At 40.1% G+C, this 23,614-nt stretch carries 22 protein-coding genes, 1 rRNA gene and 1 pseudogene; 14 read left to right on the top strand and 10 right to left on the bottom strand.

Annotated elements, in window-relative coordinates; genetic code table 11:
• Window positions 1–104: 104 nt before the first annotated feature.
• Complete coding sequence (gene recX / locus CFK37_RS02015) at window positions 105–917, top strand: recombination regulator RecX (RefSeq protein ID WP_089060334.1); 813 nt, start codon at window positions 105–107, stop codon at window positions 915–917.
• Window positions 918–974: 57 nt separating this feature from the next.
• Here the strand turns inward: recX and CFK37_RS02010 are convergent, their stop codons facing one another.
• Window positions 975–1,634, bottom strand: a complete 660-nt coding sequence (locus CFK37_RS02010) for an SDR family NAD(P)-dependent oxidoreductase (RefSeq protein WP_089060333.1) — start codon at window positions 1,632–1,634, stop codon at window positions 975–977.
• A 101-nt stretch (window positions 1,635–1,735) separates the two neighbouring features.
• Here CFK37_RS02010 and CFK37_RS02005 point away from each other — a divergent pair, with 101 nt between their 5' ends.
• Window positions 1,736–2,071 carry a YfhH family protein gene (locus CFK37_RS02005; protein WP_089060332.1) on the top strand — a complete coding sequence of 112 codons (336 nt, stop codon included), beginning with the start codon at window positions 1,736–1,738 and terminating at the stop codon, window positions 2,069–2,071.
• A gap of 34 nt (window positions 2,072–2,105) precedes the next feature.
• Here the strand turns inward: CFK37_RS02005 and CFK37_RS02000 are convergent, their stop codons facing one another.
• A complete protein-coding gene (locus tag CFK37_RS02000) occupies window positions 2,106–3,092 on the bottom strand; it encodes a metal-dependent hydrolase (RefSeq protein WP_089060331.1) in 987 nt (328 codons plus the stop codon).
• An 82-nt stretch (window positions 3,093–3,174) separates the two neighbouring features.
• Here CFK37_RS02000 and mutY point away from each other — a divergent pair, with 82 nt between their 5' ends.
• The 4 genes from mutY (at window position 3,175) to CFK37_RS01980 (ending at window position 7,543) form a co-directional block, all read left to right on the top strand.
• A complete protein-coding gene (mutY, locus tag CFK37_RS01995; RefSeq protein ID WP_089060330.1) occupies window positions 3,175–4,242 on the top strand; it encodes an A/G-specific adenine glycosylase in 1,068 nt (355 codons plus the stop codon).
• A 257-nt stretch (window positions 4,243–4,499) separates the two neighbouring features.
• Complete coding sequence (locus CFK37_RS01990; protein ID WP_089060329.1) at window positions 4,500–4,694, top strand: gamma-type small acid-soluble spore protein; 195 nt, start codon at window positions 4,500–4,502, stop codon at window positions 4,692–4,694.
• A 367-nt stretch (window positions 4,695–5,061) separates the two neighbouring features.
• A complete protein-coding gene (gene ntdP, locus CFK37_RS01985; protein ID WP_089063506.1) occupies window positions 5,062–5,589 on the top strand; it encodes a nucleoside tri-diphosphate phosphatase in 528 nt (175 codons plus the stop codon).
• A 187-nt stretch (window positions 5,590–5,776) separates the two neighbouring features.
• Window positions 5,777–7,543 carry an ABC transporter ATP-binding protein gene (locus CFK37_RS01980; protein WP_089060328.1) on the top strand — a complete coding sequence of 589 codons (1,767 nt, stop codon included), beginning with the start codon at window positions 5,777–5,779 and terminating at the stop codon, window positions 7,541–7,543.
• Window positions 7,544–7,958: 415 nt separating this feature from the next.
• On the opposite strand, the gene CFK37_RS01975 is transcribed toward CFK37_RS01980, so the two are convergent.
• From CFK37_RS01975 to CFK37_RS01955, 5 genes are all read right to left on the bottom strand, one after another.
• A complete protein-coding gene (locus CFK37_RS01975) occupies window positions 7,959–9,254 on the bottom strand; it encodes a glutamate-1-semialdehyde 2,1-aminomutase (protein ID WP_089060327.1) in 1,296 nt (431 codons plus the stop codon).
• 24 nt (window positions 9,255–9,278) lie between these two features.
• Window positions 9,279–11,201 carry an FtsX-like permease family protein gene (locus CFK37_RS01970; protein ID WP_089060326.1) on the bottom strand — a complete coding sequence of 641 codons (1,923 nt, stop codon included), beginning with the start codon at window positions 11,199–11,201 and terminating at the stop codon, window positions 9,279–9,281.
• Entirely contained in the window at window positions 11,176–11,952 is a 777-nt protein-coding gene (locus CFK37_RS01965; protein ID WP_089060325.1) for an ABC transporter ATP-binding protein, read from the bottom strand. The genes CFK37_RS01970 and CFK37_RS01965 overlap by 26 nt, the downstream gene beginning before the upstream one ends.
• Window positions 11,953–12,115: 163 nt before the next feature.
• Window positions 12,116–13,120 carry a HAMP domain-containing histidine kinase gene (locus tag CFK37_RS01960; RefSeq protein ID WP_089060324.1) on the bottom strand — a complete coding sequence of 335 codons (1,005 nt, stop codon included), beginning with the start codon at window positions 13,118–13,120 and terminating at the stop codon, window positions 12,116–12,118.
• Between the two features lie 6 nt (window positions 13,121–13,126).
• Complete coding sequence (locus CFK37_RS01955; protein WP_089060323.1) at window positions 13,127–13,819, bottom strand: response regulator transcription factor; 693 nt, start codon at window positions 13,817–13,819, stop codon at window positions 13,127–13,129.
• 113 nt (window positions 13,820–13,932) lie between these two features.
• On the opposite strand from CFK37_RS01955, the gene CFK37_RS01950 reads away from it, so the two are divergent.
• From CFK37_RS01950 to perR, 6 genes and pseudogenes are all read left to right on the top strand, one after another.
• The gene (locus CFK37_RS01950) at window positions 13,933–14,334 is read left to right on the top strand and encodes an ion channel (protein WP_089060322.1); all 402 of its coding nucleotides are present in this window, start codon (window positions 13,933–13,935) and stop codon (window positions 14,332–14,334) included.
• Between the two features lie 61 nt (window positions 14,335–14,395).
• Window positions 14,396–14,866 (top strand): thioredoxin-dependent thiol peroxidase, encoded by a 471-nt coding sequence (gene bcp, locus CFK37_RS01945; RefSeq protein WP_089060321.1) that lies wholly within the window; start codon window positions 14,396–14,398, stop codon window positions 14,864–14,866.
• Between the two features lie 191 nt (window positions 14,867–15,057).
• A pseudogene (locus CFK37_RS01940) lies at window positions 15,058–15,234 on the top strand (aminopeptidase); the annotation flags it as partial.
• A gap of 105 nt (window positions 15,235–15,339) precedes the next feature.
• Window positions 15,340–16,293 (top strand): D-2-hydroxyacid dehydrogenase, encoded by a 954-nt coding sequence (locus CFK37_RS01935; protein ID WP_089060319.1) that lies wholly within the window; start codon window positions 15,340–15,342, stop codon window positions 16,291–16,293.
• Between the two features lie 2 nt (window positions 16,294–16,295).
• Entirely contained in the window at window positions 16,296–16,853 is a 558-nt protein-coding gene (locus CFK37_RS01930; RefSeq protein WP_089060318.1) for a cob(I)yrinic acid a,c-diamide adenosyltransferase, read from the top strand.
• Between the two features lie 146 nt (window positions 16,854–16,999).
• Complete coding sequence (gene perR / locus CFK37_RS01925) at window positions 17,000–17,449, top strand: peroxide-responsive transcriptional repressor PerR (RefSeq protein ID WP_089060317.1); 450 nt, start codon at window positions 17,000–17,002, stop codon at window positions 17,447–17,449.
• A gap of 86 nt (window positions 17,450–17,535) precedes the next feature.
• Here perR and pabB read toward each other — a convergent pair whose 3' ends face one another.
• Genes pabB through CFK37_RS01910 form a run of 3 tightly spaced genes read right to left on the bottom strand, consistent with a single transcriptional unit; the run spans window position 17,536 to window position 20,365 of the window.
• A complete protein-coding gene (gene pabB / locus CFK37_RS01920; RefSeq protein ID WP_089060316.1) occupies window positions 17,536–19,335 on the bottom strand; it encodes an aminodeoxychorismate synthase component I in 1,800 nt (599 codons plus the stop codon).
• Window positions 19,304–19,912 carry an anthranilate synthase component II gene (locus tag CFK37_RS01915; protein ID WP_089060315.1) on the bottom strand — a complete coding sequence of 203 codons (609 nt, stop codon included), beginning with the start codon at window positions 19,910–19,912 and terminating at the stop codon, window positions 19,304–19,306. The genes pabB and CFK37_RS01915 overlap by 32 nt, the downstream gene beginning before the upstream one ends.
• A 60-nt stretch (window positions 19,913–19,972) precedes the next feature.
• Window positions 19,973–20,365: a YgzB family protein gene (locus tag CFK37_RS01910; RefSeq protein ID WP_089060314.1), complete on the bottom strand. Its 393-nt coding sequence runs from the start codon at window positions 20,363–20,365 to the stop codon at window positions 19,973–19,975.
• A gap of 168 nt (window positions 20,366–20,533) precedes the next feature.
• Here CFK37_RS01910 and CFK37_RS01905 point away from each other — a divergent pair, with 168 nt between their 5' ends.
• Window positions 20,534–21,409: a nucleotidyltransferase-like protein gene (locus tag CFK37_RS01905; RefSeq protein WP_089060313.1), complete on the top strand. Its 876-nt coding sequence runs from the start codon at window positions 20,534–20,536 to the stop codon at window positions 21,407–21,409.
• A gap of 402 nt (window positions 21,410–21,811) precedes the next feature.
• Window positions 21,812–23,377 (top strand): 16S ribosomal RNA (locus tag CFK37_RS01900).
• The last annotated feature ends 237 nt before the right edge of the window (window positions 23,378–23,614 follow it).

The following is a 23,614-nucleotide window of genomic DNA, read 5'->3' as shown; positions in this document are numbered from 1 at the left end:
CTGACCAGTCGCCTCCGCTTTTCTTATTATATGCAAGTTTTGGATTCTTACTGTGGTGATTGGTAAAAATTTCGTGTTATTATTAAAAAAAGGGGAGAGTAACATTGAAAAAAATTACCCGTATCACCACACAACAAAAACGTAAGAATCGATTTAATATCTTTTTGGATGATGGCCATGGTGAAAAATACGGCTTTAGTGTAGATGAAGCTGTTTTAATTGAATATAAACTCCGTAAAAATCTTGAACTTACTGATTCAATGATTGAAACACTTATCCAAAAAGATGATGTACATAAATCCTATACCCTAACCATTAACTTTTTAAGCTACCGAATGCGAACAAAAAAAGAAATTCATGATTATTTAATAAAAAAAGAAGTTGACGAGGAACCTATAAAACAAATTATGGATCGATTAACGTCTGAGGGATTGCTTGATGACGCTATGTTCGCAGATGCGTTTGTACGAACTAGAATACAGACTTCGATTAAAGGTCCAATGCTAGTGAAAAAGGAGTTAATGGAAAAAGGCGTTTCCCAACAAATTGCAGCAAAGGCAATAGAGCTTTACACCTTTGATGTTCAGTTAGAGAAAACGAATAAATGGATTAACAAAAAATTGAATAAACAGGGAAGGGAATCCTTTAAGAAACAACTGCAGCAGCTTCAGGGTACATTGATGCAGAAAGGTTTTGAACAGGATGTTATTAAGGAAGCAATTGCCGATCTTGGTGATGAAAAGGATGATGGTGCAGAATGGGAGGCAATTAAAAAACATGGTGAAAAGCTCATAAGTAAACATAAAGCAAAATTAACGGGATTTCATCTCCAAAATAAAGTCAAGGAAGGGCTTTACCGAAAAGGATTTACAATGGAAATGATTAATGATTTTTTAGACGAAGCGGAATGCGAATAGAAAAGGTGAAAGCTGGTATATGCTCTAAACCTTACAGAACGAATACCAGCAGAATTATTACTTATCAATCAAAATCTCTTTTCGTCCATCATCTTCGTTAAATATTTGTTCGGCTACAGTAGCAGGTTCCTTTAGTGAAGATGGGTCCTTAACATGAGTCGAGTTATTCCAGAATGAAGTATTCATTCCTCCCATATAGACAGCTGTGATGGAAATGGGTTCATTTTCCCATTCTTTCTGCAGGCTTTCTGTAAATCCCTTTACGGCAAATTTACTGGCACAATAAATGGATTCATTTACTTTTCCCCGTAACCCCGCTGTAGAAATAATCGTCAGGATTCTTCCTTTACTTTTTCTAATTAGTGGTAATGCAGACTGAACAGTTAAAATAGTTCCCTTAATGTTTGTGTTTAGCGTCGAATCTATTTCATCTATAGTATAATTTTCAAAAGAGCCAAAGATTCCGATTCCAGCATTGTTGATAAAAACATCCAGTTCACCGATTTGTTGGAAGGCGATATCCACGGACGCAGGTTCTCTCACATCACATAAAACGATTTCCGCCTTTCCCCCATTCCTAATTATGTCATTTTGTACAATATGCAGTTTTGTATCGTATCGTCCGAGCAGATAGACCTTGTATTCCTTACTTGAATATTTTAGAGCAAGCTCTCGTCCAAGTCCGCTTCCGGCCCCAGTAATAGCTACATTCGGCATGTAATAAACCTCCCAGTTGATTTCTTTTTCAAGGTTTTCTTATATCCATTGTCCTAAATTATTGGTAAAATGTAAACTGTATGTAAAGGAGGCGAAATAACTTGGATATTCGATACAGTGATTATTCAGTTGAACAATTACGTGAAGAAGTTGGCCATTTGAAGGAAAAAGCACTTAAAGCCGAACGGATTGGAAATATAAGTGAAGTTGCTATTAATGAACGCAAAATGCAGGTTGCGATGGCATATATGTTAAATCCGGAAGATTTCCATGCTGAGGATATTCACCAAATGAAAGGTGATCCCGGACATCGTTTCAAAATAAATTATATTAACGGCGTTTTTGCCTGGGGACATAGAATTAATTTGCTTGATGAGACATACGAAAAAGAAGAGGCCATTCCAATCTCCATTTTAGGTGATAAGGTAAAAAAATAAACAGCGTTGCGACTGATCAGGTCGCTTCGCTGTTTTAGATTGGATTATCGCCAAATAATAGTTTGGTTTGAAGTTTTTGTTCCGAAAAGATCCAACCTGTATACGAACTCATAATGCGCATATTATCATCAATTTGTACAACTGCAACAAAAGGATAATGCCCTTTGGAACGATACCTGAGGTCAATAAATCTGACTTCGGTAAAATCGTCATAATCGTTTACTTCCCAACGGTAAACAGGTGAGAACGATAAGAAAGCGGAAGCATTTTTATCTTTTTTGGCCAAATGGATGATTTCGGTGTCAGGCAATGGCAGCTTTTCGAATTCATCAACAATTTGGATGTGTCCATGTTCTGCTTTTCCTACATAGAAACGATCTTTTGTCGTAATTGCAACTCTCCAGAAGTTTTGTTTTATGGTAGGAGAGGTAGCAATTTGTTCTACATCAGATAAGTGATCATGAATTTTTTTAATGATTTCCCTTTTATCGATATAACGTTTAATATAATATAAGGCGATTACGCCATAAATAATCAGCCAAGTGTATCCAGGGTTTGCTCCAAGCATCCAGGCAACAATCCCGGCAATATGCAAAATAAAGATATATGGATCGAACGTATTTATAAAACCATGGGCGACCCATCTATTCGTAAACGGCCTGTATGCCTGTGTCCCGTATGCGTTGAAAATATCAACAAACACGTGAATGATAACGGCTGCAAATGTCCATAGCCACAGATGCAAAAAATTCACCCCTGGTGCAAATAGATGAATAATGCCAGCTAGCAGGATACCCCAGATAATAACTGCAGGGATGGAATGGGTAATTCCGCGATGATGTCTTATATAGACTGCGTTATTTCGCAGTTTCAAAATTGTATCAAAATCAGGTGCCTGTGAGCCTATCATAGTCCCTACAAATACCGCATTAAATAGTGTAGGATCATTATGCACGGCCGGGTCAAGAGTTGCTAGTCCACCTAGTGCAATCCCCATGACCACATGGGTGCCAGTATCCATAATCCGAGCTCCTTCCTGGTAGCAATCTGGTCGTCAAAATCTTTAATTGACAAAATTATTGTAACATAAAGGTTGTGTATTCATGAAAAATAATGAGGTTTTACATATTGATATACCACAATTTCAAAATGATTTAATTTCCTGGTATCAAGATAATAAGCGTGATCTCCCTTGGCGGAAAGATCAGGATCCGTATAAAGTTTGGGTGTCGGAAATCATGCTACAGCAAACAAAGGTTGATACCGTTATCCCTTATTTTAACCAATTTATTAAAAAATTTCCCTCTGTCCAAGATTTAGCAAAAGCGGAAGAACAGGATGTCCTTAAATCATGGGAGGGATTAGGATACTATTCCCGTGCACGTAACCTACAAAACGCTATTAGGGAAGTTATGGCTTCATATGAAGGAACAATACCTGCAAATTCAGCAGATCTTGGGGCATTAAAAGGGGTTGGTCCTTATACAAAAGGTGCTATCCTTTCCATCGCTTATAATCAGCCGGAGCCCGCTGTGGACGGTAATGTCATGCGTGTTCTATCCCGTATTCTAAAAATAGATGAAGATATCGCAAAACCACGCACTAAAAAACTCTTTGAGGAAATAGTAAGGGAGCTAATCTCCCGCGCTGATCCATCATCATTTAATCAGGGGATGATGGAATTAGGTGCCATCGTTTGTACTCCTAAAAACCCAATGTGTATGCTTTGTCCCGTTCAACGACATTGTCATGCATTTGCTGAAGGGATTGAAAATGAATTACCGGTCAAGTCAAAAGGTAAAAAACAAAAAACAGTTCCTTATGTTGCATTACTGATCCAAAATAAACAGGGCAAGTATTTAATTGAAAAAAGACCTGATACTGGGCTATTGGCCAATCTCTGGCAATTTCCGATGATATCAATTGCCGAGACCGGGTTTAACCAGATCCCGGATTGGTTTGAAAAAGAATATGGAATAAATGTCAGGCTCAAACGGGAAGCGGGCAGGTTAAAACATGTTTTTTCCCATTTAATTTGGGAATTAGAGGTACATCAGGCAGTTTCTTCAGATACTAAAACAAATCGGAAAGACGCACAGTTTGTTAGTCAAAACGAAATGAAGGCTTTTCCATTTCCGGTTTCTCATCAAAAAATGATGCAGTTTTTGTAACTCTAGAAGGAAAGAAGTATAAATGCGGATTCTAATGAGCTTCCGAATATTAACGGCCATATCAGCTCCAGCGCCTGGTAGCTGGATATGGCCGTCATAAGCAATGGACACTAAACCCATGCGTTCTACGGATAGTATGTGAAAGTTGTCAGCTTTAGGTTTCCCATTTGCTTCCATATCATACTAATTTTAACTCTGCATTATTTCGCATAACATCTCCTGAAATGGTTAAATTAATTATTGCGGAGGTGATAATGATGGCTAACAAACAACAACCTAACCAAACTGCTTCTGGTACAAACATTCAAAATGTGAAGAAACAAAACCAAAAAGCAGCTAAAGGTCAACAAAGCCAACAAGGTCAATTTGGTACCGAGTTTGCATCTGAAACAAACGCACAAGAAGTAAGAAAGCAAAATCAAAAAGCTCAACAAAATAAGCAAAACAAATAACTTTACCCCGTTTTTTTCTGACTCAGAAAAGAGCTTTCTTCTCCCAAGAAAGCTCTTTTCTCTTGTCCTTAAAGAAAATATAAACGAAAATATGTCTAGCTCCAGCGCCCAGAAGCTGCCGTCATAAGCAAGGGGCACTACGAACGCTAAACCCCATGCGTTCTGCGGTCCCTTGCTTATGCCTTATGCGTCCGCTACTAGACGGGCACTTGCGCTTTTCCTGTCTAGCTCCAGCGCCCAGGCTTATGCATCCACTTCTAAACGGGCGCCCTGAGCTTTTCTTCTTTTTGAGCTTGTTCCTTTATATTTGTCTTTCTTCCTATTATAATATAACATGATTAGCTGAGTATATAGGAAGGAAGATATGATGGCTGGCCCTGACACAGGTTCGAAAATTCAAATTCAAAGCTATAAGCATAATGGACAACTTCATCGTGTTTGGGAAAATTGCCTTGTCCTGAAGCGTACAGAGGACACCGTAATTGGAGCAAATGACAAGACTAATGTCATTGAAAGCGATGGAAGAACATGGGTGACACGTGAACCTGCTATTTGCTATTTTCATGCGAAATATTGGTTTAATATTATTGGAATGGTACGTGATAATGGGATTCATTATTATTGTAATATAAGTTCGCCATTCGTTTTTGATGATGAAGCATTAAAGTATATTGATTATGATTTAGATGTTAAGGTGTTTCCAGATATGACGTACAATTTATTGGATGAAGATGAATACGACGAACACAAAGAAATGATGGGTTATCCAGCTGTATTAGATCGGATTCTTCATAAAAATATTGATTATTTACTTAGATGGGTGCATCAAAGGAAGGGGCCCTTCTCACCAGAATTTGTTGATCAGTGGTATGAACGTTTTTTGACATATAGGTGAACGATAAAACCTTTGTTACAACGGTAGCAAGGGTTTTTCTAAGCATAAACAAATACATGTCTAGCTCCGGTACCCAGAAGAGAACGTATAAGCAATGGACAATGCAAACGCTAACCCCATGCTTTGCTTATGGGTCAGCTTCTAATCGGGTGCCCAAGCTTTTCTTAATAAACGAGGTTGATATAAAATGAGCAGCATTAAGCAATACATGCAGTTTGTAAAACCTTACCGCATGAAAATTCTCTGGACAATTCTCATTGGAATCGTAAAATTTGCTATACCATTGTTACTGCCATTGATTTTGAAATATATAATTGATGATATTATTGGTGCAGAGAATATGAGTGACAGTGCAAAAACAACTCAACTGCTTTGGATTATGGGCGGAGCATTTGTTATTTTTCTAATTTTACGTCCGCCTGTTGAATATATTCGACAATATTTAGCACAGTGGGTAGGGAACAAGATCCTTTTTGATATAAGGGATAGACTGTTTGATCACATACAAAAATTGAGCCTGAGATTTTATTCACAGACAAAAACCGGGGAAATTATTTCCCGGGTAATACATGATGTCGAACAAACCAAGAATTTCGTGCTCACCGGTTTAATGAACGTATGGTTAGACATAATAACCATTTTAATCGCAATTTGTATTATGCTGACGATGAACGTTGGCTTAACAATTGTATCAATTATTTTATTCCCGTTTTTTGGATTTTCAATTAAATATTTTTATGGACGTTTACGACGATTGACTCGCGAGCGTTCACAGGCACTGGCAGAGGTTCAAGGTCATCTCCATGAACGAGTACAGGGGGTACCTGTGACAAGAAGTTTTGCTCTGGAAGATTATGAACAAGGTCAATTCAATAAACGAAATGAAAACTTTTTGGACCGGGCATTAAAACACACAAATTGGAATGCAAAAACTTTTGCAGTTACCAATACAATTACGGATTTGGCGCCATTATTAGTTATCGCATATGCTGGTTATCATGTTATTAATGGTGGACTGTCGGTTGGTACAATGGTAGCGTTTGTTGCATATATGGAGCGTGTGTACAGCCCGTTGCGACGATTAATTAATTCTTCAACGGTCCTGACGCAATCAATCGCATCCATCGACCGTGTTTTTGAATTTTTAAATGAGAAATATGATATTGTTGATAAAAAAGATGCGAAACCATTAACAAATGTGGAAGGAAATGTAGAAATTGATCATGTTTCTTTTCAATACGACGAAAATGAACCCGAAGTATTGAAGGATGTATCACTTCAAGTGAAGAAAGGTGAGACTATTGCGTTAGTTGGAATGAGCGGTGGAGGAAAGTCTACACTTATTAGTCTGATCCCTCGTTTTTATGATGTAACCAAAGGATCTATTAAAGTTGATGGAATAGACATTCGAGATGTACAGGCGCGTTCGCTTCGGGATAACATCGGAATGGTTCTCCAGGATAATACGTTATTTAGTGAATCTATTTCCATGAACATTCGAATGGGTAATCCTGATGCAACAGATGAAGAAGTGATAACCGCGGCAAAGGCAGCTAATGCGCATGACTTTATCACTGATTTAGTGCACGGCTATGACACATTGGTAGGGGAACGCGGCGTCAAACTATCCGGAGGGCAGAAACAGCGTATTGCAATCGCCCGTGTATTTTTGAAGAACCCACCATTATTAATTTTTGACGAAGCAACCTCAGCTCTTGATTTAGAAAGTGAACATACGATACAGGAAGCCCTTGAAAAGTTGGCATCTGACCGAACTACCTTTATTGTTGCACATCGGCTGGCAACCATCACACACGCCGACAGAATTGTAGTCGTTGTTGATGGTGAAATCAAAGAAAGTGGTTCACATGAGGAACTGATGAAAAAACAAGGAAATTACTATAATTTATATCAAGTCCAAAACCTGGACCAGCCCGATTTAATTCAAGGGTAAATAAAAGAGGCTGGGACAAAAGTGTTTTAGCCAGAGAGAAATCCGAACTATGATTCAATTCTTGGATTAGAATTTGAAGTAGTCCGGATTTTTCTTGTCTGTTTTTGTAAACTTAAAGCTAAAAAGTATGCGCTGGATTGTTTTCCGCTGCGGACCGTTGCGCACCTTAGGGCACGGCTTCAGCCTCCTGAGAAAACCACTCTGCGGGGTCTTCAGCTCGCGCTGTTCTAAGCAGGAGTCAACGGTCCGGAGCGGTGACAAGGCACCGAACATGATAGTTAGTTTCGTCACAGAAGTTTATGTCAACTGCTTATTAAGACCCTATAGTTGAAAAGAAACGTTCTAAACTTCCACCCTTGATCGTTCGTCTTTTGAGTTGAACATTTTAGTTTTGTCTCAGCCTCTTTTGTATTTCTTATTCAGCCATTACGCGGAAGGCTTGATCAACTGCTTCAATCGTTTTGTCTATATCTTCTTCCGTATGTTCAGTTGTCAGGAACCATGCTTCATATTTAGAAGGGGCTAAATTCACTCCCTGTTCCAACATTAATTTGAAGAATACCGCAAAAGCTTTGCCATCACTTGCTTCTGCCTGGTCATAGTTTGAGATTGAACCATCTCCAAAATAAACAGTTAGCACCCCACATAAACGGTTTACGGAAATGTGCACATCATACTTGGCTGCCTTTTCAATAATTCCTTTTTCCAACCGGGCACCAAGTGCATCTAGTTTTTCATAAACACCTGGTTGTTGCAAAACTTCAAGACATGCGATACCTGAAGCCATTGATGCAGGATTACCAGCCATGGTTCCAGCCTGATAGGCAGGTCCAAGAGGTGCTACTTGTTCCATAATATCAAGTCTGCCGCCATAAGCGCCAATTGGCAGACCGCCACCAATAATTTTCCCCATTGCTGTCATGTCTGGTTCGATGCCGTAAACCTGCTGTGCACTCCCATATGTAAAACGGAATCCGGTGATTACTTCATCATAAATAACCAACGCACCGTTATTATGTGTGATGTCATTCACTGCTTGTAAAAATCCATCATGTGGTTCAACGATTCCAAAATTACCTACTATTGGTTCAACGAGTACCGCTGCAATTTCATCTCCCCATTCTTCCATAGCCTCCTTAAAGGCATCTAGGTCATTAAAAGGAACGGTGATCACATCTTCAGCAACTGACTTCGGAATACCGGCTGAGTCAGGAGTGCCAAGTGTCGCAGGACCGGATCCCGCTTGAACCAATACGGCATCAAAATGACCGTGATAACAGCCCGCAAATTTAATAACCTTTGTCCGATCTGTATAAGCGCGGGCAACCCGAATTGTTGTCATCACTGCTTCAGTTCCGGAATTAGTAAACCGCACTTTTTCCAGTGACGGAATAGCTTCTTTCAGCATTTTGGCAAATGTATTTTCAAGTGCAGTCGGTGTACCATACAGCACGCCAGTAGTTGCGGCATGTGAAATTGCTTTTGCGATATGCGGATGGGCATGACCAGTAATAATTGGTCCATAGGCAGCTAAATAGTCGATATATTTATTGCCATCGACATCAAAGAAGTACGCACCTTCTCCACGTTCCATATATACTGGTGCACCACCGCCAACAGCCTTATATGCGCGTGATGGTGAATTTACTCCGCCAACAATATGCTGCAGTGCTTCTTGGTGCAGTTTCTCAGATTGTGTATAAGTTTTCATGATATGCCTCCTAAAATATGGGAATTATTGCATGACTTTCTTCAGTTTAGCTGTATAGATATTTCGAATTACAATAAAGTTAGCCAGGTGGATGACTAGAAAAATGGAAATAATGAATGCACTTGGCAGAAATATATTTTTTGCCAGCATGTTTTGTAATGCCTTATATGCAAAGGATGCGTGAACAACCGCTATGAAGAAAGGTATGAAAAACAAATAGGCTAATTGCTTGGTAGCAATACGCTTCATTTCCTGTACGGTCAATCCAATTCGATACAGGGAATGGAAGTGGTGCAAGTCCTTGTCAATGTCCTGATACATTCGAAAATAAAGTATGGAACCTGCAGCTAAAAAGAAAAGAACACTTATAAATATACCAAAAAAAAGAAGATATGACATTCCCTGTTTCATCATAATATAATAGCCCGCCTGTGAATCAGGATATACAAATTCACGATTTACCCCATTTAAAATCTCTTCAGTTGCCTCTGCATGTGTTAGCCAGCCTGGAATGTTCATTACATAGTTATGGTAGATTTCATTTCGATCTGCAGCCTGATAAAAGCGCTGATAAACTGCATCCGGCACCACGACCGGAAAGGTAGTATAAATGGTATCGTTTATACTGGTGTATTCTTTTGTTAGGGTAAGTTGCTCTTGCATATGTTCAGATCTTAACGTTATCGATTTAGGAATATTCCTCATATAGTCAAACCCAAAGTCTGTCACTAACACTACACCCTGGTCATTTGCTTGCATCTGGAAGGCAACTGGTTCGTGTTGGAGCTCCTGCATTTTCTTATAGTCGGAGTATGAGTAGATCATTAGCCAGGTGTCATCCCATTCCTGCTTGCCAGATGAAGCGTTTGCCTGAACCGAGCGGACTGTTATCTGTTCATACGGGATATTCTGCTGTTTGAATTCCTTTTCCACATAGGCAACTTCCTCTTTAAATTCGTCCACGTGATCTAACCCTTTGCTTATCAATGAAACGTCTTGGGGAATAAGTCTTTCTGCTTCCGTCTCAGCACTTTGAAATAAACCATATAAAACACCAGATGAGGTAAAGGCAACTGCGCTTAAAATCGTAACAAAAAATAATAGTCTTGCATTATCCTTTAGTTTAAAAGTCAGGTCAGAGATGGTTAATAGGTTTAAATTCTTATACAGGTAGCTCTTCTTCTTCTTAACAATATTAATTAGCGCAATACTGGCTTGTGTGAACAGAAAATATGTTCCAGGCACGATGAGAGCCAAAATTGGCAGCATACGAAATAAAATCGACATAAGATTGGCTGTATATGCCAGGTAATAGGCATAGCCAATGGCTAATAATGAAATAATAGTCAATATCCAGGAAAACTTTGGGGTCCGTTTAGGCGTCTTAGCCCCCCGGAACATTTCCATAACGGACTTTGTCTTAATTGTCCATACGACGGCAATAGAATTAAGTTCAAACATAATAAAAAACAATCCAGCGGTTATGCCTATTGCTTTTAGTGATAAATAGAATGGCAGAATTTCATCAAGGCCAAGAACCTGAGAAAAGACCATCAAAAATAGCTTTGTCAGCAGCGCACCAAGCAGTAGCCCCGCAACAATAGAAGTAATGCCGATAATTGTATTTTCCAAAATGAGCATACGGTTAAGCTGTGACTTTGTTATACCGAGCGTTGTTAACAAACCGTATTCTTTTTTACGTGATTTGATAAAGGAGCCTGTTGAGTACAGAACAAATAAGAAAGAAAATACATAGATTAACGCCTCTGTGAGAAAAATCCCACGTTGTACAGTTTCTCGAAATTCAGTTTCATTAATATCCGGATGAAAGATGATTACCGCGTACATAAAGAAAACCGTCACAGCAAACATACAACTTAAAAAATAACTGAGGTATTGCCGTTTATTGCGCCGGACGTTATTAAAAGCGAACTGTCTGAAGGTCATCTGTGTTGCCTCCTAATAGTGACTGTACATTTAATATGTCCTGGAAAAATGCCTGACGATTTTCCCCACGGTGAATTTCATTAAATAATTTTCCGTCTTTGATAAAGATAATCCGTTCACAGAAGCTAGCTGCAAAGGGATCATGGGTAACCATAACCGTTGTGGTTTGGTGGAGCTCATGCAAATCACGTAATGATTCCATTACTTGTAAAGAAGCCTTTGAATCCAAATTGCCTGTTGGTTCATCAGCGAATATAACGGTTGGATTGTGAATGATGGCCCGTGCAATTGCAGCTCGCTGCAATTGGCCGCCAGACACTTCATAGGTTCGTTTATGAATAATCGCATCAATCCCAAGCTGTTTTGCAACAGTCACTAACTGTTTCTCCATTACGGTTACCTTTTTACCTAATAATGTTAAGGGCAATACAATGTTTTCACCAATCGTTAATGTGTCCAATAAATTATAATCCTGAAAAACAAACCCCATTTCCTTACGGCGGAATTTGGCCAATTTATTATTAGACATACTTGTTACCTTTTCATTATTGATGCTGATTTTCCCTGCTGTTGGTGTATCAATCGTTGACAATAAGTTTAATAAAGTAGTCTTTCCACTTCCGGATGGTCCCATGATCCCAACGAATTCTGATTTGTTTATTGCCAGATTAAACCGATTTAATGCTTCATATTGAATACTGCGTTTGCTCCCATACTTTTTGGATAAGTTTTCAGCCACTAGAATTGCCATTGTATTACCTCCAAAATACCTTGTTCTTATTATTCGGGTAGGAACCAAACCAAGTCGGGAGACAACAGCCTGAACTCCTTGCCAAGGTTCCAGTTTGTACGTTGCTAAACGGGCGCTGCCGCTTTTTTTGTCTAGCTTCAGCGCCCAGAAGCTGCCGCCTTTCTTACACCTTTGGCTGTGTAAAGGTTATTGATACCGTTGTTCCCGCATTTTGTTCTGATTCTACGCTGATTTCATGACCTAATTCTTTACATATTTCCTTTGATAGATACAATCCCATACCGGTTGATTCACGAAATTTGCGCCCGTTCATTCCTGTAAAGAATGGGTCGAATATTCGGCTGATATCCTGCTTTGGGATACCGTGACCGTAGTCCTCTATTTGTAATGTGGTGGTTTGCGAATCAGTTTTACTGCGAAATGAAATTTTCTCGGAATGCCCTTTTGAATATTTAATCGCGTTTGTAATGATTTGGTGCAATACAAACCGAAACCACTTTGCATCGGTAGCCACGTCAATTGATTCATCAATAAATTGCTCTGGGAATACGTGGGTGCGGATGAAACTTGTTTTGAATTCCTGAATGGATTCATTTACTAAAGACCGCAAGGAAATTCTGTCCACATGAAAATCACGGTCAAACTTTTGCAAACGTGATTGATATAATGCGAGATCCAGTCCTTGCTGCAGATGTTCAATTTCCTCATACAAACTATCTGCAAAGGATTCGGGAAGATTCATTTTTTCCTTCTGTATCGTCAAATGCAAAACAGAGACAGGTGTTTTCATTTGATGAACCCATTGTTGAATGAAATCAATTTCCAATTGTTTATGCTGTTCTAACTGCTCAATTTTTTCCTGGTATTCACTGTCTTGTTTATCATGTTGATCTCGTAAAATTTGCAGTAAATGATTGCTTGGTTCCGGTAATCCCACATGCGGGGAAGCAACATTTTCCAATTTGTAGAAATCGCGTTGTTTAAAGTACTTGAAAACCAAGAATACAAGATAAAAGCATGTCGGCAATAAAAATAAATAAAAAAGGATCCCGGCACTGAGTGTTGTTCCTGAAAATCGGCTGGCAATTTGAACAATAATGATCATAAGTACCCACTGGGAATAAAAAAATAAAATGTTTCCTAATTGGTCGAGTATAAATTTTTTCATCCTGTTCTACCCCCATGTGTTGACTAGTTTGTATCCGGCGCCCCGAACGGTTTGTATACTATCCTTAATACCAATGTCCTCTAGCTTTTTCCTGATGCGAGTAATATTAACAGATAATGTATTATCATCCACAAAGTGTTCATCGTCCCACAGGATTTCCAATAAATGAGTGCGGGATAAGACTTGGTTCTCGTGTTCAACAAATTCCTTTAGCAGAATGAACTCATTTTTTGTTAGAGAAGCTATTGTCCCATGGTATTCGATTTCCATGGATGTTAAATGTAAAATAAATTGATTGATTTCGATAAAGTCGGCTTGTTTGGTTACGGCATATTCCCCGTAAATACGGCGCATGATACTTTTAATTTTTGCTTGTACAACATCGAAGTTAAATGGCTTCGTAATATAATCATCCCCGCCATTCTCCATGGCCATAACCTGATCCATTCCGGAATCCCTGGCCGACAGAAAAACGATGGGGCAATTGGAGATGCTTCTTATTTTACGGCACCAGTAAAACCCATCATAGCGCGGTAAATTTATATCCAATAACACAAGATGCGGATCTGATTCAGTAAATTCGTTAATAATCCTGTCAAATGACTGAACGATGGTTACACTATATTCGTACTTCTCGAGATATTCCTTTAATAAATTCGCTATTTTCGGGTCATCTTCTATTAGAAAAATCCGTTTCATTATTAACACCACCAATATCATTTACTAATTTTATCCTACCTTATTTATTTATAAAAATAAATGACATAGGGACTTTGGACAAAGCGTATGGTAATAATAAAGAAGGGGATAGAATGACAATTAATTCGTGGATCTTTATTATATTAGTAAGTATTACAATGCTCTTAAGTATCGGCTATTTCATGAAACGCGGAAAACGAGGGTTTTCGATTGAAATATTTTACTCCTTGCTTGTTGTATACAGTATTGTCATTATCGGCTTTGCACTTATCTACTTTATTCTTTCTTTTAATCGGATTGTTCTCGTGGAAGGCGGGGAATTAAGGCAAGTCAGTATCGTAGGATCACTAATTCATTCCGGCTATTTTAGCGGCGTTACCATGCTGACAATCGGGTATGGTGATATAACACCAATTGGCTATGGCAGGCTCATTGCCCTGATTCAAGCATTAATCGGTTATATTTTGCCGACAGCATTTGTTCTTCGTATTGTGCAGAATAAGCAGGATGATTAGGTGATACGAAAAACTATGCTATAGTGAAAATAATCGAAATACTTGCTTGGAGGGAATAGTAATGACAGTTGAAACAGGTAAAGCAGCACCGAATTTCACACTTGAAAATCAGGAAGGGGAAAATGTAAGCCTTTCTAGTTTTAAAGGAAAGCATGTTGTCATATATTTTTATCCAAAAGATATGACACCTGGATGTACAACAGAAGCATGTGACTTTCGCGATCAACATGAAAGCTTTCAGGATTTAGACGCAGTAATTATCGGTGTCAGTCCAGACCCGGTTGATCGACATCAGAAATTTATTGATAAACATGAATTGCCATTTTTACTGCTGGCCGATGTTGATCATAAAGTTGCTGAAGAATACGGGGTATGGAAACTTAAGAAAAACTTTGGCAAGGAATATTATGGTATCGAACGTTCGACATTCATCATTGATAAAGAGGGTATTCTTCAAAAAGAATACCGTAAAGTCAGTGTGAAAGGTCATGTAGAAGACGCATTAACATTCATTAGGGAGTCTGTTCTCTAAAGTTTTTAACGCAAAACCTATAAACTGCGATGTAACAGCAATGTGATTTCCGCTGCGGAAAACACCCAACATATACGTCGCTTATATGAACTGTGGTGATAATAGAAACAAACTATGTGAAAACAGCCATTAGGGAAAACGGATAAGCAGATGTAGGCAGTCCCATTGATGATGTGGACTGTCTTTTTACTTCAATAATAGAAAATCCGGCAGTAATGTGTGCAGGGGAATTTAATATTCCTGGTAGAGAAGTCTATACAGCACCAGCTAAAAATAGTGTTAATGGAACCATATCCTATAACACGCCATGTCCATATCAGGGAAAGATTTTTCAGGATGTTGTATTGACCTTCAAGGATGGTAAAATTTATTTTGATGACGTATTAATCCGTGATAATGGTATATTTGTGTTAGACAGTTTACAAGCAATAAATAGTGAAAATCTTATGTAGGGGCACTAGGAGGAATGAAAGTTGGTTATACTTTTTTCAGCTAAGGTTTCAACCAAGCATCAGGATAAATTAAAACTGCAATTTCCAAAGGAATTGTTTATTTTTTGCGATCGGATGGATGAAGCAATTGGCCATATGACGGAAGCGGAGGTTCTTGTGACATATGGGGAGGACTTAACCGATGAGATTGTCAGTCAAACGAATAAACTGAAGTGGATTATGGTCCTGTCTGCGGGGATGGATACGATGCCATTTGCTGCCATTGATAGAAAGGACATACTCGTAACAAATGCGCGGGGAATCCATAAGGTACCAATGGCTGAGTACGCAATTTCCAGTATTTTGCAGGTTTCAAGACAAACAAAACAATTAATATTCAATCAGGAGAATCACGTATGGGACCGATCAATCAGGATGCAGGAAATTACGGGTAAGACTATCCTTATTGCAGGCACCGGGGCAATCGGACAAGAGGTTGCACGTCTGGCAAAGGCATTCCACATGATAACATATGGTGTATCCAGAAGCGGAAGAAATGTCGAGTTTTTCGACAAGAATGTAACAGCGGCAGAAATAAATACAGTGCTACCAGAGTCAGATTTCCTTGTATCTGTCTTGCCAAGCACACCAGAAACAAAAGGTTTCTTTACTAAAGAGCATTTTAAACTGCTGCCTGACCATGCAGCCTTTCTTAATATGGGAAGGGGTGACGCTGTTACAACTGACGTGTTGCAAAATGCTATCCAATCGAAGGAAATTGCTCATGCCATTCTGGATGTTGCAGAGGAGGAACCGCTTCCCGTAAATCATCCACTTTGGGATTATGACAATGTGACAATCACTCCCCATTTATCAGGAATATCGCCGCATTATCAAAAACGGGCACTAGAAATTTTTACGCAGAATATGCATACCTATCAACAAGGTAAAACAGATTTGATGATAAATAAAATTAATCTTTCCAGGGGGTATTAATCATGCGAATTTACACAAGATCAGGTGATAAGGGAAAAACGTCGTTAATATATGGGCAACGGGTTCCGAAAAATGATTTGCGTGTTGAGGCTTACGGAACATGTGATGAAGCGAACTCCATGATAGGGCTGTCACTAAGTTTTCTTGCAGATGTTGACTGGGACGAAAAAGAAAAATTTTTAAAAACGATGCACCGTGTGCAAACAATACTGTTCCATGTTGGGGCGGAGCTTGCCACACCAAATGACAAAGAAGTAAGCTGGAAGTTGAAACAGGCATATATACAGGAGCTTGAAGATCAAATAGATGAATGGGACAAGGATCTTGCGACATTAAAAAACTTTATCTTGCCATCTGGACATAGCGCTTCAAGTGCATTGCACACAGCGCGGACCATTGCCAGAAGAGCGGAACGAACAGCAGTAGGTTTAGAGGATGAATTGGCAAACCCGCTCGTAGTTTCCTATTTGAACCGTCTGTCGGATTTCCTTTTTGTTGCAGCGCGTTATGTAAACTCAAACCTTGGTGGAGAAGAAATACCGTTGCAGGCAGATGTTTAAACTTTGATGAAAATTGATGAATTGGTACTAACATAGGTACTTTGTTCATATACTTTTATTGACAGGAAGGCAGTCTAACAGGTACACTAATTATAGTTATTATAAAGTAATAATAGTAGTAGAATATATAAATGAAAGTGAGGTGCATGACGGTGTCTGAGCAAAAACTGCGTGAAGCAATCGGCACATTAAAAGAATCAGGCGTTCGGATAACACCACAACGTCATGCGGTTCTTGAATATCTTCTTAATTCCATGATTCACCCAACAGCAGATGATATATATAAAGCGCTGGAAGGAAAATTTCCGAACATGAGCGTCGCGACTGTATACAATAACCTTCGAGTACTAAGAGAAATTGGACTTGTAAGGGAGTTGACATACGGGGATGCGTCAAGCAGATTTGACTGCAATACCACGGAACACTATCACATTATTTGTGAGTCCTGCGGGAAAATAGTCGACTTTCATTATCCATCATTGGATGAGGTAGAGTCCCTTGCTGAACAGGTGACTGGATTTGAAGTAAGTCATCACCGAATGGAAATTTACGGCAAGTGCGAAGACTGCAAAAAATTGGATACGCAGAAACATTAGTCTCGTATGAATAAGGTGGGGCCCAGCAACTTTTAATGGTTGCTGGGCCTTTTGATGGTTACAAGAGGGTATAAACGAAAAGATGTCTAGCTCTGGTGCCTGCGCTTTTTCTGTCTAGCACGAGCGCCCAGAAGCTTGCGCTTTTCGTGTAACTTCACAGGTATCCATTCCCTGACACTGTTGATAAACCAGATACATTCGCAATCTTTTAATTCATCGACCCGAATAATTCGTTCTGCGATTTTACCGGAATCGATTAGTTTTTTTCGAAAAGTGCCACCTAAGAGTCCACACTCAATTGGTGGTGTGAAAAATTGATCATTTATCTGCATCACAACATTTCCAGCGGTAAATTCAGTCACTTCTTTTTTTTCGTTCCATAATAGCACATCGTAAACATCTGGATGGCTGGCTTTTGCCTTTTTATAGACAGATCGGTTTGTTGTTTTGTGATAAAGAAACACATCTTCGCTTGAAACAGCGGCATTGGCAAGCACTGCAGTAACCTCATCTATTGAGTCGTGTATGATTTGCACAGCTTCGCAGGTGAACTGGCCATCTTGATCAACAAGTAAGCGGACTTTCCATTTGTCGTTTGAATGAGTAGAAGCACATTTCATTAGTTCTTTCCTTATTTCTTCTATATCGATTGAAAAGTTGAAGTACCATGCAGACTTTTCCAACCGTTCCATATGGTTTTCCAATACCAGATAGCTGCCGTGAACCAGACCAATCGATTCAAGTAATTGAAATTCAGGCTGTTTCCGTTTTAGCAATGCAGATTTTGTAATGATTTCATCGTACTCTCCTTCACTGGTAGAGTCCCATGTTATACCGCCGCCAACTCCGTACTTGGCACAATTATCTTCATGGTCGATGGTCACTGTTCGGATTGGTACATTGAATATCGCCTCCTGTTCGGGGGTAATATAGCCGATTGCACCACAATAAACACCCCGGGGAGATGTCTCCAATTCCTGAATGATTCGCATGGTGCTGATTTTAGGCGCACCTGTGATGGAGCCGCAAGGGAATAATGCTTTGAACACATCTGTTAGAGATATATCTTCCTCTGTGGTTGCAGTGATAGTTGATGTCATTTGATAAACGGTTGGGTATTTTTCAATCGAAAATAGTTTAGGAACCTGTACAGTGCCGGGTTTAGCGATTGTCCCAAGATCATTACGGAGCAGATCAACAATCATAACATTTTCTGCCCGGTTTTTTTCTGACGCGGCAAGCCATGTCGCCCTTCTATTATCTTCCTTATAGGTCAAGCCCCGTTGCGCTGTGCCTTTCATTGGCCGGGTTGTTATTTTTCCTTTACACATTTGAAAAAATAACTCCGGCGACGCGGATAGGATAGTGTGGTCTGCTGTTTGGATAAAGGCGCTGTAATCCGCTGCTTGTGCTTGTGCCAATTGGGTATAATATGCCTTTGTATCGCCTGTAAACGTGGAATTCATGCGTATTGTGTAATTGACCTGGTATGTGTCACCTAGCTCGATAAGGTTCTTAATATGTTCGATACTTTTTTGGTAATGATCAGCTGGTTCCGATGCTGTCCACTCCTTGATTGAAAAGTCTCCTGCGCTTGATAAACTTTCGTATGTTGGCTTTGTAAAAATTCCATACCACAGAAGTGTCTGACTTCCATCCGTGTTGACCTTGAATTCTGGTTCAAAGGCGGGGGCTGCTTCGTACGCTAGATAACCTGCAGCATAGTATCCTGCGTTCACATAGTCCTGGACTCTTTCAAGATACGGAAGTACTTCATCTATATTTGAGGTACTTATTATGTCAATCGGATCCTTAAACATCACCGGTTTCTTGGTCCCACTTGTATCTTTGAAGTTAAAAAATAATTCGGGATTCTGTGGTTTCATTGATTGAATCTTCCTTCCTTTGCAAGAAATTATTTAGAAGCTCAAGTCCATTTTCGGTTAATATTGCTTCAGGATGGGCCTGAATGCCTTCCAAAGGGTAAAACTTATGACGTAAAGCCATGATTTCTCCCTCTTTTGTTGTCGCGGTTACAAGCAAACATTCAGGTAAATTGTTCGAATCAACGATTAATGAATGATATCTTGTTACGGAAAGTGGATTTTGTAATCCCCGGAACAATCCCTGCCCATCATGATGAATAGGGGACACCTTACCGTGCATCGGCATTTTGGCTTTCGTAATTTTCCCGCCAAAGGCCTGTGCTATTGCCTGATGGCCAAGGCAAACCCCCAGTATCGGATAGTTGGTATGTAATTTGCTTATAACCTCTAATGATATTCCAGCATCAGAAGGATTACCCGGACCTGGTGAAATCAATATATGGGAAGGATTCATGTTTTCAATCGCCTCTATGGTAATTTTATCGTTTCGTGCAACGAAAACCTTCTGCTGTAATTGCTTGATAGATTGAACCAGATTGAAAGTGAATGAATCATAGTTATCGATTACAAGAATCATTTCAATGTTCCCCCTTTACATGAAGACGACGGTATAGAAAAATCCGTCATAGTGACGGATTTACTTTTTCTCACTTCTTCTTTTTTTGTTAAATTCGCGTCTATATTTACCTGAGTTAAGTTTCTCATCAAACTCTTCACCCTCAAGGTCCTTATCTAGTGTAAGTGGCTGCTTACAGTGCATACATGCATCAACCCGCCCAAGCATTTTCGTTGGTTTTTCACAGTTTGGGCAAATAATTGGCACCGCTTTTGTTGATAACATGCCAATCCAAAAGTAGACAACGGTACTAAAAATAACACATAGGATACCAATTACGAAAAATGTAGCCATCAGCCATTCAGTATTTCTGGTGAAAATTCCACCATACATAAATCCGAAGCCGGCAAAAATGAGAAATAATGCGAAGGAACGAATTTTATTTATTTTACTTTTATAGACTAGCTGAGCCATGTCAATCCTCCTTAAATCCTTTAGAAAAGCGTTATACCATTATGCTTCGCTCGCAAAAATAGTATAGCATATCTTCTTGAATTTTTTGTGACGGAAAGAGGAATTTTAGTATCGGCTATCGAATAGTAGACTTAAGAAGTGTAAACATAAATGGAGGAGTTGACTAAGGTGGAGGATTTATTACGTCCCATCTATCAGGAACGTGCAAGTGATCTGGATACACTAGGTATCCTACTAATAGAAAAAATGAAGCCGAACAGTCCACTCACGGATAATTTTGATGTTATTTTATTAATCATTGTTAATAATGGGGATCAGCCATGGCATGTAAAGCATTATGAATTTGACAATAAAACAGCTGCCTTACATGTGGTCAGAGAAGATTTATTAATGAAATGGATTGATACAAGTACTTACCGCCGTGCAGTTGAGTGGGTTATATATGGGAAAGTTATCTTTGATCGAAACGAGTATATTAGTGATTTAAAAGAACAATTAAGAAGTTTCCCATCAACCAAGCGTGACTTACGAAAAGCAATTGAATTCGGTAAATTAGTGAAAAGTTATAGTGAAGCAAAAGATTTGTATGAAACACATCATTATAAAGATGCATATAGTAGAATGATTCATTCCTTACATTACTTGGCCCGGTTGGCTGTCATTGAAAAAGGCTTTCACCCGGAAGTTACTGTATGGAAGCAAGTACGGCAAATTGACCCGGAAGTGTATAAGTTATATGAGGAATTGATCCAGAGCAATGAAGAAATTGAAAAGCGCGTGCAATTAATGATACTCGCGATTGATTTCGTTATCAGCACACGGGCAAGATATTCCGCAAAACATCTTCTTGATCTAATGAGGGAAAGAGACGGCAGTTGGTCATATAGTGAACTAAAAACGCATCCCTTGTTAAAATCATACGATTTGGATCTTACAGCAATCGTTTCTTATTTGGCTGAGAAAAATATTATTAAAACGGAAAGAGTGGAAACGAAGGGTGTTGGCGTTTATCAGCGGAAATACTTGGTTAGTAATACAGATTGAACAATATGGACCTACATACAGAGGAGATGTAGGTTCTACTATTGGATAATTGCAGAAAGACTGGAGAGCCATACTAATGTTTCATAATCCGGAGATTTTCGATGTTTTTAGTAATAAATAATGATTTTCTTAAAAATAGGGTTTGACTTCTCCTTTTAACCATGGTAAAGTTATCTCTGTTGCAAAAAACGCGATGAACGCGGCAACAAAAAATAAAAAAGATTAACAACTTTCCTGTTGACATGATAACAGTGATTATGGTAATCTATTAGAGTCGCTGTTTTGAGGCGATGAAAACAATTTGCTCCTTGAAAACTGAACAAACAACCAAGTAATATGTCAAGCAACGAAACAAAGCTAAGACCAACGATAGAATTGATTGGTGTCGATTCTATTCAAACTTTTTTGGAGAGTTTGATCTTGGCTCAGGACGAACGCTGGCGGCGTGCCTAATACATGCAAGTCGAGCGCGGGAAGCAAGTAATCGCCCTTCGGGGCGTGAGCTTGTGGAACGAGCGGCGGACGGGTGAGTAACACGTGGGCAACCTGCCTGTAAGATTGGGATAACCCCGGGAAACCGGAGCTAATACCGAATAATACTTTTTATCACATGGTAGAAAGTTGAAAGGCGGCTTTTGCTGTCACTTACAGATGGGCCCGCGGCGCATTAGCTAGTTGGTGGGGTAATGGCCTACCAAGGCGACGATGCGTAGCCGACCTGAGAGGGTGATCGGCCACACTGGGACTGAGACACGGCCCAGACTCCTACGGGAGGCAGCAGTAGGGAATCTTCCGCAATGGACGAAAGTCTGACGGAGCAACGCCGCGTGAGTGATGAAGGTTTTCGGATCGTAAAACTCTGTTGTTAGGGAAGAACACGTATCGTTCGAATAGGACGGTGCTTTGACGGTACCTAACCAGAAAGCCCCGGCTAACTACGTGCCAGCAGCCGCGGTAATACGTAGGGGGCAAGCGTTGTCCGGAATTATTGGGCGTAAAGCGCTCGCAGGCGGTCTTTTAAGTCTGATGTGAAAGCCCACGGCTTAACCGTGGAGGGTCATTGGAAACTGGAGGACTTGAGTACAGAAGAGGAGAGTGGAATTCCACGTGTAGCGGTGAAATGCGTAGAGATGTGGAGGAACACCAGTGGCGAAGGCGACTCTCTGGTCTGTAACTGACGCTGAGGAGCGAAAGCGTGGGGAGCGAACAGGATTAGATACCCTGGTAGTCCACGCCGTAAACGATGAGTGCTAGGTGTTAGGGGGTTTCCGCCCCTTAGTGCTGAAGTTAACGCATTAAGCACTCCGCCTGGGGAGTACGGCCGCAAGGCTGAAACTCAAAAGAATTGACGGGGGCCCGCACAAGCGGTGGAGCATGTGGTTTAATTCGAAGCAACGCGAAGAACCTTACCAGGTCTTGACATCCTCTGCCAGCGATAGAGATATCGTGTTCCCTTCGGGGACAGAGTGACAGGTGGTGCATGGTTGTCGTCAGCTCGTGTCGTGAGATGTTGGGTTAAGTCCCGCAACGAGCGCAACCCTTGATCTTAGTTGCCAGCATTTAGTTGGGCACTCTAAGGTGACTGCCGGTGACAAACCGGAGGAAGGTGGGGATGACGTCAAATCATCATGCCCCTTATGACCTGGGCTACACACGTGCTACAATGGATGGAACAAAGGGAAGCGAAGCCGCGAGGTGTAGCAAATCCCATAAAACCATTCTCAGTTCGGATTGCAGGCTGCAACTCGCCTGCATGAAGCCGGAATCGCTAGTAATCGCGGATCAGCATGCCGCGGTGAATACGTTCCCGGGCCTTGTACACACCGCCCGTCACACCACGAGAGTTGGCAACACCCGAAGTCGGTGAGGTAACCTTTATGGAGCCAGCCGCCGAAGGTGGGGCCAATGATTGGGGTGAAGTCGTAACAAGGTAGCCGTATCGGAAGGTGCGGCTGGATCACCTCCTTTCTAAGGAAAAACAGGAAGCGAGAAGCTACATGTAGTGGAAGCTGACCTGTTTAACGGGATCCCTGTGATAACCTGCTGGTTATCCGGGGGCGTAAGACCTACTATTATGTAGGCCTTGACATATCAGGTTGTTTGTTCAGTTTTGAGGGATGCGAATCTCTCTTTTTGTACCTTGAAAACTAAATAAGAGCAAGATAGACAACGACATCAAAAACGTAAGTTCTTAATCATAAAGAT

Source organism: Virgibacillus phasianinus (assembly GCF_002216775.1).
GTDB lineage: Bacteria > Bacillota > Bacilli > Bacillales > Amphibacillaceae > Virgibacillus_F > Virgibacillus_F phasianinus.
The sequence above is the reverse complement of the archived record's forward strand: the minus strand, read 5'-3'. Positions and strand labels throughout refer to the sequence as shown.